A 3,439-nucleotide genomic window follows, 5' to 3' on the forward strand; every position below is an offset into this window, starting at 1 on the left:
TGTCCGCGTTGTCAAGACACTCGCCAAAGAATCGCACAACGAATGTCGCAGAGTCTGCGCAACGTCAATCCTTGCGAGCCCAGGCAAGTCCTTCGGTCGCAAGCGCTACACGCCCGAAGCCCACGCGGTGTGTCTCCGCAGGGCATTCTGCCCGACGATGCGGCTCCATGGACAGCCGCGGAAAAGAAGCGAGGATTGTGCTCTGCGCACCTGGGCTTCTGGGCGAAGTCATGGTACAGGTGTGGTCACGATAATGGTCATTTGCGTGACCAACAGGAGGTTGAGGCCATGGCCAACGAGCTTGCGCCAAGAACGCCGTTTGAGGCGCCTGTGGCGCCCACAGACGCGCTGGAGATGCTTCTTTGCACCAAGCGTAGCGAGGTCACCCGCCTCGCCTACCAGCGCGACCTGAACCAGTTCTTCCGCTTCCACACCGGGAGTCCGCCGACACCCGAGACGGTCGCCCAGTTCTTTCGGCTGGACACCGCCTGCGTCACCAGAGCGCTTCTGGCCTTCAAGGTGGACCAATTGGAGCGAGGCGTCGCGGAGGTGACGCTGAACCGAAGGCTCTCGGCAGTGTGGTCACTTCTGCGGGTTGCTCGCCAGCTTGGGCTGACCGAGGTAAACCCGCACGGACTGGTTCCGGGCGAGAAGGTGCAGCAGTACCGGGACACAAGGGGAGTGCCCACGGAGACGGCGGCGCTGATGCTCTCTCTTCCCGACACCACGACGGTGAAGGGCAAACGGGACGCGGCGATCCTCCGGCTTCTGTGGGAGCTGGCACTTCGACGAACCGAGGTGTGCAAGCTGCAACGCTTCGACTTCGACCCCGTCGCCAAGACGCTCTCGGTGCATGGGAAGGGGAAGGGCACTCAGGCGGTGCTTATGACGCTGAGCGATCGAGTGGTAGCGGCCATCCAGGACTACCTCGCCGCTCGCGACGACAACCACCCGTCGCTCTTCCTCTCCTGCAACCGTTTCAAGGACGGCCGTCACCAAGGGCTCAAGGACTGGACCGTGGCACACATCGTCAAGGAGTATGCGGAGCTCGCAGGTCTCAAGCACTTCAGCCCGCACCGCTGGCGGCACACAAGCATCACGGCGTACCTGCTCGCGACGAACGGCGACGTCCGCGGTGCGCAGAAGCTGAGCCGGCACTCCAAGCTGGAAACGCTGATGATCTACGACGACGCCCGCGAGGACTTGCAGGGAAGAGCAACCCGCCTGCTGTCGGAGCTTGCCTGAGGCCGTCGAGGTCGCCGGCACATGCTGAGTGCTCCTGCCCCGGCACATGAGCGCAGCCTGGTGGTCAGCGCGATCCGCTGCCGAGATCGGCTGCCCCAGAAGCTGCTCGGACCCGCAAGTGTCGACGCAGCGACTCCACCCCGAGATACTGATCGCTCCGCCCAATTCTGCGTTGACATTAATCGACCGGATCGTGCCTGGGAGTCAGAATCGAGAGCGTCCGTGCTGCCCAGACGCACGGGCTCCGCTCCTTCTGATTGAATCACACGGTCAGGTGGCTAACAGTACAGGACCAAAGCGAGGTGGGTGGACAGCCAGCTCTAGGCGGGGCTGCTGGATTATGAGAACGCGACATCGAGTAACGGCTTACATGCGTACTGACGCCCCCTAAGCTTCCCGGACAACTCCACAACCAGTCCCTGCTCCTGTAATGCCTGAAGAGCTACCTGTACAGTGTGAGGAGACTTGATGCCCGAGATTCGCATGATGTCCGCGACCCTAGGTATCGGGTCCGAGAAGAACGCATCCAGTACTGCAGCCACCGAGGCCCTTCTCCGGATGCCAGCGACGCGCTTGTATATCTCGTCGCGAAGCGCCAGCACGGTTCGACTGAGCTCAATGCTGTGCTTGGCTTGCTGGATCATCCCTTCGGCAAAGAATCGGACCCAAGCATCCCAGTCACCGCCCTCACGAACGCTCTGAAGGTGATGATAGTAGGCCTGGCGGTTGCGCTCGAAGTACACGCTAGGATAGATCATCGGTCCGCGAATGAGCCCGGTCTGGATGAGCTGGAGCACGATCAGCAGCCTGCCAACCCTACCGTTGCCATCGCTGAACGGATGTATCGACTCGAACTGGTAGTGAACCAACGCGACCTGCACCACGCGCCTCTCGTCATTCTCGGAGTTGATGTATCGCTCCAGCGCGTACATTAGGTCGAGGGTGGCCTCGGGCGGCGGAGGGATGTAGACAGCCTCGTCTATGGTGTCGTCCGGACCCGACCCGATGGCATTCTGGTTTCGCTTGAACTCGCCAGCCCCCGACGCGCCGCGGACTCTGAACATCAGTCGTGCATGTAGGTTGCGTATGAACTCCACGGTCAGGGGCCGCGAATCTAGCTCCTCGAGCCCCCACTGAAGTGCGGCACGGTAGTTCGCAACCTCGCGTACTGAGTGGTCGCCCTCGTCTTCGCCCGAGGTCTCGAAACGAAGCAGCGCTTCCGGCGTCGTGATGGTGCCCTCAATGGTTGAACTCGCAAGGGCCTCCCTGCGCAAAGAGGTGAAGTGCAGGAGGCCAACCACAGGGAGAATGTCGATGAAATCGCGATAGGAGTCAACTCTGCCGAAGAGCCGCGTCGCCTCTTCCACTGCGCGCTCGGTCGCAGCCGAGAGGCGCATCCGGGGCGGCAGCGGGTTAGGAATGAAGGCGTTGTACTGCTTCCCCATTACGGCGATTGGTCGGTAGGTTCCCGGTGTCCTGTTCATCGCATCTCGCCTATTATTGCAGAAATGCACCATAATTGCAATAAGGGCGCGGCTTATGGCAAGAAGTGCACTAAGGTGAAAGCGCTGGCCACGACTTCGTGCAGCAAGCCAATCCTCCGACGCCCGGCTGAACAAGCCAGCCGACAACCGGGGGCGCTGGCTTCACCGCAATCGGAGGGTGGGCCACGGGTCGGAGCCTCAGGCCCTGCTTCGCCTGCCGCCCCTCCAGATAACTGAGACGTCCTAGTCGGGGTCTTCGTGTTTCAGGATCAGCACGTCGAGATCGGGGATGCCTGGTCCTTCGAGGGGTGGGACCGCTCCTCTCACCTTCTGCAGATCGCACCACTTCTGCCATCTGCCCGAAGAGATCGTTAGGTGCGTCCTCTTCCCGGTAGCGAGCTCGGCCCATCGCCGGTAGCCGATCGTCGCTTCGAGGTTCGCTCGTTGCCGGGGCGTGACGTGCGGAGGCATGGGTGGCGGGGGTGCGGCCTCCGCTTCTCGCAGTCGCTTGTCGAGTGTCTTGAGAGGACTCCTCATGTCGGGAGCCTCCCATCGTTCGTGGTGACTGAGCGCGCCTCAGCTGGGTGCAGTGCAGTTGCAGGAGACCCCTCGGCTTCTGCTAGGTGATCGGTAGCCGGCGAGTCGCGGCGGTCACCGCGGGTGATGATGATCAATAGGTGCCGACCGTCGTCGGCAGAGAAGGGTGGGAG

General features: G+C 62.0%; 3 protein-coding genes. 1 reads left to right on the forward strand and 2 read right to left on the reverse strand.

The window, feature by feature from the left end; translation table 11 throughout:
- Nucleotides 1–288: 288 nt before the first annotated feature.
- On the forward strand, nt 289–1,245 hold the full coding sequence (locus tag HRF45_07955; protein MEP0766456.1) for a tyrosine-type recombinase/integrase: 957 nt from the start codon (nt 289–291) through the stop codon (nt 1,243–1,245).
- A 338-nt stretch (nt 1,246–1,583) separates the two neighbouring features.
- Here the strand turns inward: HRF45_07955 and HRF45_07960 are convergent, their stop codons facing one another.
- Together HRF45_07960 and HRF45_07965 are read right to left on the reverse strand one after the other, a co-directional pair.
- Nucleotides 1,584–2,729 (reverse strand): Fic family protein, encoded by a 1,146-nt coding sequence (locus HRF45_07960; protein MEP0766457.1) that lies wholly within the window; start codon nt 2,727–2,729, stop codon nt 1,584–1,586.
- 243 nt (nt 2,730–2,972) lie between these two features.
- Nucleotides 2,973–3,266, reverse strand: coding sequence for a hypothetical protein (locus tag HRF45_07965; GenBank protein ID MEP0766458.1), 294 nt, complete (start codon nt 3,264–3,266; stop codon nt 2,973–2,975).
- Nucleotides 3,267–3,439 lie beyond the last annotated feature (173 nt).

This window comes from Fimbriimonadia bacterium (assembly GCA_039961735.1).
Lineage (GTDB): Bacteria > Armatimonadota > Fimbriimonadia > Fimbriimonadales > JABRVX01 > JABRVX01.

Excerpts from the sequence above, each read along its gene's own strand:
- HRF45_07955 (MEP0766456.1), top strand. The coding sequence starts at position 289 with ATGGCCAACGAGCTTGCGCCAAGAACGCCGTTTGAGGCGCCTGTGGCG.
- HRF45_07960 (MEP0766457.1), bottom strand. The coding sequence starts at position 2,729 with ATGAACAGGACACCGGGAACCTACCGACCAATCGCCGTAATGGGGAAG.
- HRF45_07965 (MEP0766458.1), bottom strand. The coding sequence starts at position 3,266 with ATGAGGAGTCCTCTCAAGACACTCGACAAGCGACTGCGAGAAGCGGAG.